The sequence below is a fragment of the Cryptosporangium aurantiacum genome, assembly GCF_900143005.1.
GTDB classification, from domain to species: domain Bacteria; phylum Actinomycetota; class Actinomycetes; order Mycobacteriales; family Cryptosporangiaceae; genus Cryptosporangium; species Cryptosporangium aurantiacum.
The window spans coordinates 709,550-723,267 of record NZ_FRCS01000003.1; the positions used below are offsets into that span (position 1 = coordinate 709,550).

13 protein-coding genes are annotated in these 13,718 nt (G+C 70.3%); 7 read left to right on the forward strand and 6 right to left on the reverse strand.

The annotated features are described in order from the left end of the window. Genes pilO through BUB75_RS14205 form a run of 4 tightly spaced genes read left to right on the forward strand, consistent with a single transcriptional unit; the run spans position 1 to position 4,680 of the window. Entirely contained in the window at positions 1-639 is a 639-nt protein-coding gene (gene pilO, locus BUB75_RS14190; RefSeq protein ID WP_084741041.1) for a type 4a pilus biogenesis protein PilO, read from the forward strand. Continuing rightward, positions 639-2,570, forward strand: a complete 1,932-nt coding sequence (locus tag BUB75_RS14195; protein ID WP_073256979.1) for a putative Ig domain-containing protein — start codon at positions 639-641, stop codon at positions 2,568-2,570. The genes pilO and BUB75_RS14195 overlap by 1 nt, the downstream gene beginning before the upstream one ends. Continuing rightward, on the forward strand, positions 2,567-3,148 hold the full coding sequence (locus BUB75_RS14200) for a hypothetical protein (protein ID WP_073256982.1): 582 nt from the start codon (positions 2,567-2,569) through the stop codon (positions 3,146-3,148). Before BUB75_RS14195 ends, BUB75_RS14200 begins: the two co-directional genes overlap by 4 nt. Continuing rightward, positions 3,145-4,680: an RICIN domain-containing protein gene (locus BUB75_RS14205; RefSeq protein ID WP_073256985.1), complete on the forward strand. Its 1,536-nt coding sequence runs from the start codon at positions 3,145-3,147 to the stop codon at positions 4,678-4,680. Before BUB75_RS14200 ends, BUB75_RS14205 begins: the two co-directional genes overlap by 4 nt. Here the strand turns inward: BUB75_RS14205 and BUB75_RS14210 are convergent. Continuing rightward, positions 4,677-6,314, reverse strand: coding sequence for an ABC-F family ATP-binding cassette domain-containing protein (locus BUB75_RS14210; RefSeq protein ID WP_073256988.1), 1,638 nt, complete (start codon positions 6,312-6,314; stop codon positions 4,677-4,679). The genes BUB75_RS14205 and BUB75_RS14210 overlap by 4 nt on opposite strands. 28 nt (positions 6,315-6,342) lie before the next feature. Continuing rightward, complete coding sequence (locus tag BUB75_RS14215; protein ID WP_073256991.1) at positions 6,343-7,641, reverse strand: erythromycin esterase family protein; 1,299 nt, start codon at positions 7,639-7,641, stop codon at positions 6,343-6,345. 216 nt (positions 7,642-7,857) lie between these two features. On the opposite strand from BUB75_RS14215, the gene BUB75_RS14220 reads away from it, so the two are divergent. Together BUB75_RS14220 and BUB75_RS14225 are read left to right on the forward strand one after the other, a co-directional pair. Continuing rightward, on the forward strand, positions 7,858-8,094 hold the full coding sequence (locus BUB75_RS14220; RefSeq protein WP_245806258.1) for a DUF397 domain-containing protein: 237 nt from the start codon (positions 7,858-7,860) through the stop codon (positions 8,092-8,094). Between the two features lie 336 nt (positions 8,095-8,430). Beyond that, entirely contained in the window at positions 8,431-9,315 is an 885-nt protein-coding gene (locus BUB75_RS14225; RefSeq protein WP_073256993.1) for an SAM-dependent methyltransferase, read from the forward strand. Positions 9,316-9,358: 43 nt separating this feature from the next. On the opposite strand, the gene BUB75_RS14230 is transcribed toward BUB75_RS14225, so the two are convergent. The 3 genes from BUB75_RS14230 to BUB75_RS14240 all read right to left on the reverse strand — a co-directional run bounded on the left by BUB75_RS14230 (position 9,359) and on the right by BUB75_RS14240 (position 11,354). After that, positions 9,359-10,213: a helix-turn-helix domain-containing protein gene (locus BUB75_RS14230; protein WP_178379862.1), complete on the reverse strand. Its 855-nt coding sequence runs from the start codon at positions 10,211-10,213 to the stop codon at positions 9,359-9,361. Positions 10,214-10,279: 66 nt separating this feature from the next. Continuing rightward, positions 10,280-10,522 (reverse strand): DUF397 domain-containing protein, encoded by a 243-nt coding sequence (locus BUB75_RS44210; protein ID WP_178379863.1) that lies wholly within the window; start codon positions 10,520-10,522, stop codon positions 10,280-10,282. Between the two features lie 10 nt (positions 10,523-10,532). Continuing rightward, positions 10,533-11,354, reverse strand: coding sequence for an SAM-dependent methyltransferase (locus BUB75_RS14240; RefSeq protein WP_073257292.1), 822 nt, complete (start codon positions 11,352-11,354; stop codon positions 10,533-10,535). Between the two features lie 225 nt (positions 11,355-11,579). Between BUB75_RS14240 and BUB75_RS14245 the strand changes: the two genes are divergently transcribed. Beyond that, positions 11,580-13,556: a hypothetical protein gene (locus tag BUB75_RS14245; protein ID WP_073256999.1), complete on the forward strand. Its 1,977-nt coding sequence runs from the start codon at positions 11,580-11,582 to the stop codon at positions 13,554-13,556. 17 nt (positions 13,557-13,573) lie between these two features. On the opposite strand, the gene BUB75_RS45110 is transcribed toward BUB75_RS14245, so the two are convergent. Beyond that, positions 13,574-13,690 carry an LPXTG cell wall anchor domain-containing protein gene (locus tag BUB75_RS45110; RefSeq protein ID WP_143175190.1) on the reverse strand — a complete coding sequence of 39 codons (117 nt, stop codon included), beginning with the start codon at positions 13,688-13,690 and terminating at the stop codon, positions 13,574-13,576. Between the last annotated feature and the right edge of the window lie 28 nt (positions 13,691-13,718).

Sequence of the window (13,718 nt, forward strand, 5' to 3'; positions counted from 1 at the left end):
ATGGCTCTCAGCCAGATGACCACCCGGGTGCCGAGCGGCCTGCTGGACACGTCCGCGCTACGCGGCAACGTCCTCGGGCTCTGGGTGATCGGCGGCGTCGTGGGCACGCTGCTGGTGCTCGCGCTCGGCGGGTTCCTGCTGATCCGCCCGCAGCAGGCACACACCGCCGAGGTCCGCGCCCAGACCGAGACCGCCCAGGCGTCCGTCGACGCGCTCCGGTCCCGGCTGGCCCAGGTCCGCGCCCAGAACAGCCGCATCGCCGAGTACCGCAGCGCGTACCAGACCGCCAGGGCCGCGCTCCCCACGACCGCCGCGCTCTCGACGTTCCTGCGCAGCGTCCAGAGCTCCGGGAGCCGGGCGGGCGTCGCCGTCAGCGGCCTGATCGTCGGCGCGCCGAGCCAGGTCAACGGCCTCGGCGCGACGATCTACGCGCTGCCGATCACGATCACCGCCACCGGGACGGCGTCCAAGCTGGACGGGTTTCTCAACCAGCTGCAGCGGGTCCAGCCGCGGGCGGTGCTGGTCAGCACCGCCAACGCCACCCCCAACGAGAGCAGCAACTCGCTCCGCGGTTCGGTGTTGCTGACGCTGGGGCTGCAGATGTACGTCGCACCGGCGGCCGCGGCCTCCACGGACTGATGCGCGCTTCGGACCGCTACTCCGACAGCGAGGCCGGGTTCAGCCTGATCGAGCTGATGACCGCGATGACGCTGATCGGCGTCGTGATGGCCGCGCTCACCGCGTTCTTCACGAACACGCTGCGCGCCACGAACCTGCAGAGCAACACCCAGACGGCGGTGCAACTGGTCGGCGACGCGCTGGAGCGGGTCCGCGCGCTGAAGAGCTCGTCGGTGGTGACCCGCCGCGACCGGGCCAGCGCGGACGCCCAGTGGTCGGCGGTGACCAGCGACTCCCCCGTCTATCCGTACCTGAGCACGATGCAGCAGGCCTGGGACGACACCGCCGCCTACCCGGCCGGGGCGAGCGCGCCGCTGCCGACCGGTTCCACCACCGTGACGCTCAACGGCGTCGCGTTCACCCGGAGCTGGTACGTCGGGCGCTGCTGGCAGCCGGTGCTCGGCGGCGACTGCGCGGCCACCGCGGCCTCGACCAGCGTGCTGTTCTACCGGGTCGTGGCGCTGGTCAGCTGGCCGGGCCGGGGATGCCCGGACAGCGGCTGCACCCAGCTCGCCGCGACGCTGGTCAGCGCCGCCTCGACCGACCCGGTGTTCAGCGAGAACGAGACCGCGCAGGCGCCGCAGGTCGTCAACCCCGGACGCCAGAACGGCGAGCTGACGGTCCCGGTCCGGCTGGAGGCCACCGCGATCGGCGGCGCGTCGCCGCTGACCTGGAGCGCGTCCGGTCTGCCCGCCGGGCTCACGATGAGTTCGGACGGAATCGTGACCGGCACCCCGACGACGGCGGCCACGTACTCGGTCGTCCTCAGCGCCACCGACGGGTTCGGCCTGATCGGCTCGGCGGCCTTCGACTGGGTGATCGCCGCGCTGCCCGCGCTGACCAACCCCGGCACGAGGTCCAGCGTCGCCGGGACCGCGCTGACGTTCACCCCGACGCTGACCGGCGGAACGTCGCCGATGACCTGGGTGGCCGCGAACCTGCCCGCCGGGCTGTCGATCGACGCTACCACCGGCGTGATCACCGGCACCCCGACGACGGTCGGCACCAAGACCGTGACGCTGACCGTCACCGACACGTTCGCCAAGACCGCGAGCACGACGTTCTCCTGGGTGGTCACCCCGGCGTTGAGCGTCGCTACCCCGGCGACGCAGGCCACGCTCACGAACAAACCGGCCACCGCGGTGCAGATCGTCGCCAGCGGTGGCGTTCCGCCGTACAAGTACTCGGCGACCGACGTCCCCACCGGGCTGCAGTCCTGGCAGACAGCCGGCCTGCCGCCGGGGCTGACGCTGAACGCGACCAGCGGCGTGATCAGCGGGACGCCCACCCTGGCCGGCGAGTACCTGGTGAAGGTGACGGTCACCGACGCGGCGAGCAAGACCGCGAGCACCCAGTTCATCTGGGCCGTCGGTCCGTACATCAAGTGGCCGCGGACGGACCAGAGCGGCGGCCTGAACACCGCGTTCAACGTCCCGGCCGAAGCGACCGGCGGTACGAAGCCGTACACCTGGTCGGCCGACAACCTGCCGGACGGCGTCACGCTGACGCCGTCGACCGGCCAGATCTCCGGCAAGCTCACGGTGTCGGGCCGCTTCGTCGTCACGATCGGCGTCACCGACAAGGCCGGAAACACCGAGAAGCTGCAGCTGATCTGCACGGTCACCACGACCAGCGGCCTGCGGTTCACCACCGCCCCGACCACCGTGTCGTCGGCACGGAACAAGGCCACCTCGGTCGCGCCGGTGACCGCGGGCGGCACCGGGACGAAAAAGTGGACGGCCACGAACCTCCCCACCGGGATGTCGATCAACGCCAGTTCCGGCGCGGTGTCCGGCACCCCGACCGTCGCCGGGTCGTACCTGCCGACGCTGACCGTCACCGACGGCGCGGGCACGCAGTCGCGCTGGATGTTCGTCTGGACGGTCACATGAACGACGACGACTCCGGATACACGCTCGCCGAGGCCGTGGTCACGATGGTGCTGACCGCGGCGTTCATGGCGATCTCGACGACGGCCATCCTCGCGCTCTACTCGTCCACCAACCGCTCGCAGGCGATCGCGGACGCCCAGCAGCAGCTCGGCATCGCGTTCGGACGGCTGGACCGGCAGATTCGGTACGCGTCCGGCGTCAGCAAGCCGGGCACCGTGAACGGCGAGCCGTACGTCGAGTTCCTCACCACCTACACCGGGACGCCGGTCTGCACCCAGCTGCGGGTGCGGCCGTCCAGCGGTGAGTTCCAGCAGCGCACCTGGGTCCAGGGCACCGGCGCGGTCACCCCGACGCCGTGGACCCAGCTGGCGAACGGGGTCACCGCCGCCACGCCGTTCACGTTCCACGCCGCCGACGCCACCTACAACTTCCAGCAGCTCGGCGTCGTGCTGACCGCGGTGGCCGGTGGCCCGGCGGCGTCCACGACCCGGCAGTTCACCGCGACGTTCACCGCGTTGAACACGTCGCTGAGCACGCAGAGCAGCACCGCGTGCGCGGAAGGGAGGTCGATCGCGTGAGGACGCTCCGCGACGAGCGCGGTTCGCTCCCGGTCGCGCTGCTGGTGACGATGGTCGGCGTTCTGCTGTCGACGCTGCTCGTCAGCACGGTGATCGCACAGAACACGAACACCCGGACGCAGATCGCCAGGGTCGCCGCGCTCAACGCCGCCCAGACCGGTCTGGACGTCGCGCTGGCGCACATCCGGGCCTCGACCGACAGCGACGGCGACGGGGTCCTCTCCAAGTTGCCGTGCGTCAACCTGTCCGGCGCGGTCGCCGCCGTGGCCGGCGGCACGCGATCCACGTACAAGGTGACGATCGACTACTACCCGGTCGACCCGCAGAACCGGTCGGATGCCTGGCTCGCGGCGAACACGATCCGCTGCATCATCGGCGCCGGCGCGTTCAGCACGCCGGGGTACGCGCTGCTGCGGTCGACCGGCACGTACACGCCGAACACCGCGAACACGGCGCCGACGACCGTCCGCACGCTGCAGGGCACGTACACGTTCCAGACCAGCGACGAGAACATCTCCGGCGGCCTGATCCACGTCTACAAGACCAGCACCACCACCGACCTCTGCTTCGACGCCGGGTCGGGCTCGCCCACCGCCGGTACCCCGCTCACGATGAAGCCGTGCAGCGCGGGCAGCGTCGCGCAGACCTGGACGTACAACGCGAACCTGACGCTCAGCCTGGTGTCGTCGAAGACCCCGACGATGTCGCTCGGCATGTGCCTGGACGCCGGGACGTCCCCGAAGGCGGGCGCCATCGTCTACCTGCAGCCGTGTGCGAAGACCACGAGCCCGCAGCAGCAGTGGAGCTACAACGACAGCGCGAACTTCGAGGGGACGTCGAACGGCTCGACGCTCAACGGCACCTGCTTCAACGTCCAGCAGCCGAACGTCGCGGGCAGTTTTGTCATCCTCGGGTCCGGGGCGAACTGCCGGAAGTCCTACAACAACGTGCAGAACTTCTTCCCGGAGGCCACCGCGGGCGCCGGCGCAGCCGGTGCGGCCGCCGGTCAGCTGGTCAACTTCGAACAGTTCGGACGCTGCCTGGACGTCACCGGGCAGAAGACCGACGCGGACTTCCTGATCTCCTGGCAGTGCAAGCAGGCGCCGAATCCGGCCAACGTCGCGTGGAACCAGAAGTGGACGACGCCGACGCTCGCCGACGGAACGGCCGGGGTGAAGTCGCTGGTCACCACCAACAGGAGCGGTCTGTACTGCCTGCGCAGCCCGCGCTCGGCCGCCCGCGGGCAGTACGTGCGGATCGTGAGCTGCAGCGCGTCGTCCACCAGCCTGGAGCTGCTCTGGACGTTCTACGGCAACACCGGGGCCTACGCGACGAGCTACACGGTCGTGGACTCCTCCGGCTACTGCCTATCCCCCACCGATCCGGACGCGGCGAGCCCGGACCTGTACTCCACCGGCCAGTCGATCTCCAAGATCGTCGTCGCGGTCTGCGACGGCTCGACGTTGCAGAAGTGGAACGCGCCGACCAGCATCCTGCAGGCGCTGCCGCTCAAGGACATCAAGGAGAGCTAGCGTTCGACCACGTGCCCGTGGTCCGCGTGGAAGCGGCGGTTGGTCGTCACGGTCTCCAGCATCCGGCGGTCGTGGGTGACCAGCAGCAGCGTGCCGGGGTAGGTCTCCAGCGCCGCCTCCAGCTGCTCGATCGCCGGCAGGTCGAGGTGGTTGGTCGGCTCGTCGAGCACCAGCAGGTTCACGCCGCGGGCCTGCAGCAGCGCCAGGCCGGCGCGGGTGCGCTCCCCCGGTGACAGCGACCCGGACGGCCGGTTCACGTGCGCGGCCTTCAACCCGAACTTCGCCAGCAGCGTCCGTACCTCGCCGGGCGCCAGGTCGGGCAACGTGGTCCCGAACACGTCGACCACCGACTCGTCCCCGCCGAACAGGCCGCGGGCCTGGTCGATCTCGCCGACGACCACACCCGGCCCGAGGGCGGCCGACCCTTCGTCCGGGCTGATCTTTCCCAGCAGGACGCCGAGCAGCGTGGACTTCCCGGAGCCGTTCGCCCCGGTCAGCACCGCCCGGTCGGCCCAGTCGAGCTGCAGGTCGACCGGGCCCAGCGTGAAGTCGCCGCGCCGTACGACGACGCCGCGCAGCGTGGCCACCACCGCACCCGACCGGGGCGCCGCGGCGATCGTCATCCGCAGTTCCCACTCCTTGCGCGGCTCCTCGACGACCTCGAGCCGTTCGATCAGCCGCTCGGTCTGCCGGGCCTTCGAGGCCTGCTTCTCGGTCGCCTCGGTCCGGAACTTCCGCCCGACCTTGTCGTTGTCCGGGGCCTTCCGGCGGGCGTTCTTGACGCCCTTCTCCATCCACGCGCGCTGGGTGCGGCCCCGCTCCACCAGCGCCGCCTTCGTGTCGGCGTACTCCTCGTACGCCTCGCGGGCGTGCCTGCGGGCGACCTGCCGCTCCTCCAGGTACGCCTGGTACCCGCCGCCGAAGGTGTTGACCTGCTGCTGCGCCAGGTCGAGCTCGACGACGGCGGTGACCGTACGGGCCAGGAACTCGCGGTCGTGGCTGACCAGCACGGCGCCGGTGCGCAGCCCGGTGACGAACTGCTCCAGCCGGTCGAGCCCGGCCAGGTCGAGGTCGTTGGTCGGTTCGTCGAGCAGGACGACGTCGTAGCGGGACAGCAGCAGCGAGGCCAGCGCGGCGCGGGCGGCCTGGCCACCGGAGAGCCCGGTCATGGCCGCGGCCAGGTCGATCGCCAGCCCCAGATCGTCGGCCACGGTCTCGGCGCGTTCGGACAGGTCGGCGCCGCCGAGCGCCATCCAGCGGTCGAACGCGTCCGCGTAGGCGTCGTCGGCGCCGGGCTTCTCCGCGCTCAGCGCCTCGGTGGCGGCGTCGAGGGCACGCTGGGCCTCGTGGACGCCGGTCCGCCTGCCGAGGAAGTCCCGCACGGTCTCGCCGGGACGCCGCTCGGACTCCTGCGGCAGGTAGCCCACGGTCGCGTTGGCCGGAGTGCGGCGAACCAGGCCGGTCTGCGGGGTGTCGAGGCCGGCCAGCAGCCGCAGCAGCGTGGACTTGCCCGCGCCGTTCGCCCCGACGACGCCGATCACGTCACCCGGCGCGACCACCAGGTCGAGCCCGGAGAACAGGGTTCGGTCGCCGTGCCCGGCGGACAGGTCCTTGACGACCAACGTGGCGCTCACCGGCGCCAGCGTAGTGGGGCGTCCGCGGTCAGACGCCGACCGGGAAGGTCTCCAGCTCGCGGCCGGCCGGGACCGCGGCGAGCGGCCGCAGCGCGGTGGTTTCCGGGAGCCAGACGAACGCGTCGTACCGATCACCCAGGCGGGTCGGCACGTAGTTGCCGTACGACTCGCGCGACGGCCGGTAGACGACGCCGATCGCCCGGTGGGGCAGCTCGTCGGCGATCCAGGCCGGGCGCGCGCCGGTGTGCCCGGACGCGTAGCGGCCGGGTGGGAACACGAACAGCGCGGGCTCGGGCAGCGTCGCCATCAGCACGGCTTCCAGCGAACCGGCCCTGGCCGGCGGGACCGGCATCACCTCCATCGGATCACCCCAGGCCGGTCCGGCCAGCACCTCACCGTGGTGGCAGCCGAAACCGACCAGCGCGACCGCGTCGGCGCCCCAGCGTTCCCGGCCGAGCTGTCCGAGGTTGACCATGCCGACGTCGGCCATGTCGGTGGCGCGAGCGTCGCCGATGTGCGTGTTGTGCGCCCACACCACGGCCTTCGCGGACGGTCCGTAGTACCGGAGCAGCCGGTCGAGCGTGTTGACCATGTGGATGTCGCGGACGTTCCACGAGTCCGGGCCGTTGCTCACCATCGCGCGGTAGTAGTTCTCGGCGCCGACGGCGGCCTCGGCGTTCTGCTGTGCGGCCAGAGCGCGGAAAGGGTCGTCGCCGGTCGGCAGATCACCGACGGCGGCGCGCTGCCGGACGGTCGTGAGCAGCTCGACCAGCGCCGGAGCGCAGCTCGACCCCATCACGGTGGCGAACGCGTACTGCTGGGGGTCTTCGCCGTACGGGCCGAGGCAGCGCAACGCCGCGAGTGCGGCCGGTACGCCCTCCGGGTCGTGTTCACGCAGGTAGACGAGGACCTCGCCGACCGACTCCCACAGCGAATACACGTCCAATCCGTGGAAGCCCACGCCCCGGTTGCGCCGGTGGAGCCAGGTCACGAAGTCGCTGACCTCCTCGTTGGCCCACATCCAGGTCGGCCACCGGTCGAACGCGAGCAGGGCGTCCCGTGGATCACCACCACCGGAGCGGGAGCGCACTGCCCGGTCCACCCGGTCGCAGTCCGGCCAGTCCCCCTCCACCGCGACGAACGAGAACCCGTGTTCGTCGATCAGTCGCCGGGTCAGGTCCGCGCGCCATCGGTAGTAGTCGTGGGTGCCGTGGCTGGCCTCACCGAGCATCACCACCGTGGCGTCGCCGATCCGGTCGAGCAACGGGTCGAAGTCGCCCGCGTCGCGCAGCGGCGTTGCCAGGGCGTGGACGTCGTCCCCGTGCATGCCGCGCCCCCTCTCCGTTCTTGGCGGATTGTCGGATTTCGGGATACCCGGCGCTGCGTCCGTCATGCCTGGTAGCGAGAGCTCCGGGCCCCGGCCGCCAGGATTCGGGCGGCAATTCGCGATAGATAGTATTTGCGCTCGGGCTTGTGAATCACAGTTTGAACAGGCGTATGGTGGAAAGCAGTCCGTGTCAAGAAGGAAGGCCCGGTGACGTTCATGAGCGGCATGCAGCAATATCAGAACGATCGAGCGACCGACCTGTTCCACGCACAATGGCGCAAAGCCACAAGAAGCACCGGCGCGAACACCGGATGCGTCGAGGTCGCCGCCAACCTGCCCGACGTAACCGCAGTTCGTGACAGCAAGCGTCCGGAAGGCGGCGCGCACGTCGTCAGCCGGGACGCGTTCGCCGCGTTCTTGTCCGACGTGAAGGCAGGTCGGTTCGACCTCTGAATCATCTCTGCCTCAAATCGCGGCGACACCGTTCTTTCGGTGTCGCCGCGTGCATTTTGACGTCGATTGAGGGGTCGCATTCCGACGTGCGGAGTGGATGACCCATAGAGCGTCGTCTGCGCAATTCGCGTCGCCGATCACCCTCGTTCCAACCTGAGGTAATCCGGTTCCGAAAATTTCGAAGAACTCGTGCGCAGGGTGTTGCCCAGCGGACGCGCCCTTCATAATCTGTGCTTCACAGATTTGGAGTCACGAGCTCGGAGGAGGTGAGTCAACTGGCTGTTCTCCGGTCGAGCTGGCCGCACCGGCGCTGGACTCACACCAGGGCGGGCCGCCATGCCTGACGCCGCCCTTCGTGACTCCCGGCCCCGGACGCCGAGCGAGGTCGACAGCTTCCGCCCGAGCGCGGCCCGGATGTACGACTACTACCTGGGCGGCTCCAACCACCTCGCCGCCGACCGCGAGGCCGCCGACGCGCTGCTCGACGCCGTTCCGCAGGTCGCGGAGGTCGCCAGGCAGAACCGTGAGTTCCTCCATCGCGTCGTCGAATACGCCGTCCAGCACGGGGTCACCCAGTTCCTCGACCTCGGATCGGGTTACGCGTCGCCCGGCGGGCTGCCGGAGGTCGCGCTGGCCCACGATCCGAGCTGCCGCGTCGTCGCGGTGGACATCGATCCCGCGGTCGTCGCACAGGTCCAGACGATCGTCCGCACGTCCCGGCTGAGCGGCCAGGTCGGCGCGGTGCACTCCGACCTGCGTGACCTGACCGCGATCCTGGAGCACCCGGTCACCCAGCGGCTGATCGACTTCGATCGGCCGGTGGCGATTCTCTGCCTGGCGGTCCTGCACTTCGTGCCGGGCGACCTGCAGCACCGGGTCCTCGCGCCACTGCGTCGGACCGCGGCGCGGGGCAGCCTGCTCGCGCTGTCCCATGCGACGGCCGCCGCACCCACACCCACGGACGCGCCGGTGCCACCCGGCCGCGCGCAATCGATCGGGGTGTCCCGGCCGGATCCGTCGACGATCGTGCGGCTGATCTACGACTGCACGCTGACGCCGCTCACCCTGCGCACCGAGAGCGAGTTGCGCCGGGCGATCGGCGACCTCGACCTGGTCAGCCCGGGGCTGGTTCCGGTCGACCGGTGGCATCCGCCGTCGTCCGGCCCGGAGACCGTCGTACCACCGATCTCCAGCCTGCTCGCCGCGGTAGCGCAGCTCTGACGGTGCGGCCGCTCCCGCGTGGGGGTCGGGGGCGGCCGCGCCGTCAGTCGAGTGTGTCCGCGAGCTTCTCGAGATACTCGGTCGTCGCCCCGGGCTCCAGGGCCGCGGACCGGATCTCGGCGAAGATCTTCTTGTAGACCTCGACGTCGGCGACCGCGTCGAGCTGTTGCACCGCGGCGTCGTTCTCCAGGTAGACGATTCCTGGTTCGTCGCCGGGGAAGTCGAAGATGCTGATCAGGCTGCTCATGCCCGGGTGCGGACCGTCGGCGAACCGCAGCAGGCGGATCTCGACGTTCGGGCGTTGGCTCATCGCCACCAAATGGGTGATCTGCGCCCGCCGCTGCTCCTGGGTGCCCCAGTGGTACAGCAGCGAGGCCTCGGTCAGTACCGCGACGAGTTCGACCCCGGGTCCGTCGTCGCTCGGCTCGAGCACCTGCTGACGCCGCTGGCGGGCCTCCAGCGCCCGGGCGCGCCACTGTGCCGACTTGGTCCCGACGTGCATGTGCGCCTCGGTGTAGGCGGTGGTCTGGAGCAGGCCGGGCAGGATCAGCGGCATGTAGAGGGAGATGCGGACGGCGTCCGACTCGAAGCCGGCGTACTCGCCGTCCTCGAACACGTCGCTGTACTCGCGCCACCAGGACCGGCCGCGGGCGAGCATCGCGAGCGCCTCCAGGTCCTCACGATCGGCGTCCGGCACCCCGTAGATCCGCAGCAGGTCGCGGACGTCGCTCATCTCGGGGCGCTTCCAGACGTTCGCCTCGAACCGCCCCACCTTGCCGCGGCCCCAGTTCAGCTTGTCGCAAACCTGATTGGCGGTGTAGCCGTTCTCCACCCGCAGTTCGACCAGTCGGCGAGCCAACCGTCGTTTAGCGACGGTGGCGCCGTACGTGGTTCTCACTCCGCTCCTCCACAGGTCAGCATCGCGCGCTCACCGGGGGTTACTGCCGTGTTGTTGTCGGGTCGGTCAGACCGCGTCGTCGAACTCGCCGTTCCGCACTCCGTCGACGAAGCACTCCCACTCGAACTGGTCGTAGACCAGCACCCGCTCATCCGGGTCCCCGGCGACCCGCATCAACACCCACCGTTCACCGATGGCCTCGGTGAACGCCACCTCGATCGACCCGTCACCGGCGCCCGAGCGCTGCCAGTTCTGCGCAGCGACGTCGATACGCAGATCATGCACTGTGGGCTTTCTCGGTACGGACACGCTATTCAGGCTATCGCTCGTCACTCGGCTTGCGCGCAACAGCCGCGTACCACCAACGTGATCCGTCGTCGTCCGCCGCAACCGGGTCCTCCGCGCCCCACTGTCCGATGTGCGCCACGGCCGGCTCCGCGCCGGGGTAGGGCGGGACGATCTCCAGGCCGTCCAGGAAGCGGCTGAACTCCTCCAGGCTCCGCTCGACGGCCGGCGTCGGTGTCTTGGCGAGGCCGGCCAGCATCGCGTCCCGGATCCGGGCGGACTGCTTGTCGGCGGTCGGCGCGGAGATCGCGAGGTACGAGCCGGGCGGAACCGCGTCGACGTAACGCCGCACGAGGCCCCAGGGGTCGTCCTTGTCCAGCACGAAGTGGGTGATCGCCACCATGAGCAGCCCGACCGGCTGGTCGAAGTCGATCAGCGCACGGGTTTCCGGAGCCGTCAGCACCCGTTCGGCGTCCCGGACGTCCGCCTCGAGGACATCGGTGCCGGCCTCGTCGGCCAGCAAGGTCCTCCCGCGCTCAATCACCATGGGGTCGATGTCGACGTAGACCACGCGGCCGTCCGGGCGTAGCTCACGCACCACCTCATGGGTGTGGCGCTGGGTCGGTAACCCGGCGCCGAGATCGATGAACTGGTTGATGTTCCACTCGCCGGCCATGCGCGCGACCGCACGCTGGAGGAAACCACGGTTCGCCCAGGCTCCCTGCCGCATCTCCGGGAGGACCGTGAGCATCTGCTCGACGGTCGCCCGATCGACGGCGGTGTTCGCCGTCCCACCGAGTAAGTAGTCGTACATCCCGGCCGCGAAGGGACGATCGGGCGCCGTTGCCTCATTCATCGGCGTCTCCACAGGACAGAGGATCGGGTCATCCCAGCAGTCTGTCATCCGAGTGGGACAGGTCACATCCGTCGGGCCGCCAAGGATGCTCCCCGGGGCGGACGGCCGTGACCAGGGAGGGTAAAGAGTCTTTATGCCTGATTAATGCGTTATGTTCCCTCTGTTCGCCACTGTGCCTCAGTGGGGCGCACCCGGCGCTACGAACAGGAAACGGGGAACCGGGACATGACACATCGTCGGATACTGACCGCCCTCGGCACCGCGAGCGCGCTGGCCGGGCTGTTGCTCCTCAGCGGGCCGACTGCCGCGGTCCCACGCTCCCCTACCGGGCCGCACGCCGCCCAGGAACTGGGCCTGGCGCAGGTGACCAAGGCACAGGCGCCCCACCGCGTCCACGGCGTGAACCCGTACCTGGGTCTGATGTCCGCGCCGCAGAAGGCCGACTGGGCCTACTGGCGGGCCAAGCTCGCCGCCGACGGCAAACGCCGGGCCGCCGCGCTGAAGGAGACCCCTGCCACCGATCCGCGGGCGCTCGAGGTGCAGAACACCGAGCCGGTGTTCGTCGACGAGCAGGAGCCGGTCCGCACGCTGGGCGGCAACGACCGGATCGGCGCCGCGGAAGAACTCGCCCGCTTCGGGACGTCCGGCGGCCGGGCTCCGTCCGCGCGGGTCGTCGGCACGCTCGCCGAGGGACCGGCCCCGATCCAGTTCGACGCCGGGCCGGAGGACAACGGGTCGATCCGCAAGGCCACGCTCGTCACGCTGCCCGGCCCGCAGACCCGGCGCACGACGACCGCGAAGATCGGCGACGGACCGCACGGCTCCGGCGGCGACAAGAAGGGCGACTTCGACTTCTACCGGATCAACTCGGCGAAGGCCGGCCAGCGGTTGCTCGTCGACCTCACCACGCCGGCCAGCGCCGACGCCACCATCCCGAAACTGGACTCGGTCGTCGTCCTCTGGGACAAGACCGGTGACGCGATCGCGCTCAACGACGACGACGGCGAGACGCTCGACAGCATGCTGGCCGTGAACATCCCGGCCGACGGCGAGTACTACGTCTCGGTCGGCGCGTACGACTCCCAGATGCCGGAGGACCCGTTCAACTCCGGCAGCGGGCCCGGGGTCGGCTCCGAGGGCGCGTACTCGATCACGTTCGGCCTCGACGCGGACGACGTCGACTTCTACCGCCTCGACCTGCGTCCGGGGGATGTGCTCGGCGCCTCGGTCTCCGGTTCCGCGCGGGAGATCTCGGTCCGCGATCCCGGCCACCACCTCCGGATCACGTCCCGGCAGGATCAATCCGGGATCTACCCGCCCACGTCCCCGCTGCCCGGTGGGGGCAACGCGGTGCTCGCGCACGTCGTCGACGACGGTGGGCCGCACACGATCGCGATCAGCAGCGGCGCCGGACGCTACGACCTGACCTTGCAGGTGTACCGGCCGGGGCCGGAGGCACGCGGCGCCAGCACCGTCCAGACGATCTTCCTCGACTTCGACGGCGCGCAGGTCAACACCCGGATCTGGGGCGGCACCGGGGTGCGGACGCTCAGCCCGTTCCGTGCGTTCCTCGGCCGCTGGGGACTGCGCAGCGAGCAGGAGAAGGCGGCGATCGACGCGATCGTCCGCAGCGTCCGGGAGAACCTCGAACACGACTTCGGTGGCCGGGTCGCGATCCGGGTGCTGAACAGCCGGGACAACCGGGATCCGTGGGGCGAGCCGAACGTCAGCCGGGTCGTCATCGGCGGTACCGCGGACGAGTCCGGGCTCTCCACCGTCGGCATCTCACAGTCCGTCGACCCGGGCAACTTCGACACCGAGGAGTCCGCGCTCATCCTGCTCGACGAGTTGTCGAACCCGGCGGGCGCGCGCATCACGACGAACCCGTCGCTGGTCGCGTACTTCGCCACGGAGAGCGACCGGGTCCGGTTCGTCGGACAGGCCGTCGGGAACGCGGTCTCGCACGAGGCGGGCCACTTCTTCGGCAGCTGGCACACGGCGGCGTACGACGAGACCGCGGACATCATGGACCAGGGCGGAAACTTCGTGATGCTCTGGGGAGTCGGGCCCGACGGGCACGGCGGAACCGACGATGACCTGGACGTCGACTTCGGCAAGGACGTGTTCAACCCCGCTGAGGGCTTCGTGGGCTCGCAGGCCACCGCGGCGAACACCGAATGGGGGCTCTCCGCTCAGCGATGAGCCGTTCGGAGCGGCAATCAGTCGTTCCGGTCGCGGCGCCGCCGCGACCGGAACCAGCCCGCCACGAAGAGCATCAGCACCCCGAACGCCGACAGGCCTTCCAGCCACGACGTGCCGCCCGACGACCAGTTCACGTGTCCACTCTCGCACCCGGCAGCACCC